Annotated in this window: 1 protein-coding gene; it reads right to left on the reverse strand. The window is 69.6% G+C overall.

The window, feature by feature from the left end; translation table 11 throughout:
* Positions 1-55: 55 nt before the first annotated feature.
* A partial coding sequence (locus I6F21_RS38275) for a ChaN family lipoprotein (protein ID WP_225184456.1) occupies positions 56-405 on the reverse strand: 350 nt, incomplete at its 5' end.

Genomic DNA, 405 nt, shown 5'->3' on the forward strand with positions numbered 1-405 from the left:
GGGCAACAGGTGCAGGCCGATGCTGATGGCAATCGCCTGCCAGTGTTGGCCGCGTTCACTCATCGCCCGGCACCCACAGCAGATCGGCATCGGCCGCATCGACGCCTTCGTCGGGTGACGCAAGCGCGATCACCAGTGCCGGTACCTCCGGTGGCAGGTAGCCCGGCACGCCGGTGCCGCGCAGTACATGCCAGCGGCCGGCCACCAGCAGCGCGGGTGCAGGGGCTGCGGTCAGTGCCTGTGCCATGCGGGTGTCGCGGGCCTGTTGCACGGCCAGCATCCCTTCCAGCATCGGTGCGGCGTCTGCGTGCTGGGCCAGCACCACGGCCGACAGGCGTTGCCGGGCGGTGGGCATCGGAAACCGCACCGACGTGTTGGAGGCAAGCAACGCATTGACCTCGGCAC

This window comes from Bradyrhizobium sp. NBAIM03 (assembly GCF_020194055.1).
In the GTDB taxonomy this organism is placed as follows: domain Bacteria; phylum Pseudomonadota; class Alphaproteobacteria; order Rhizobiales; family Xanthobacteraceae; genus Bradyrhizobium; species Bradyrhizobium yuanmingense.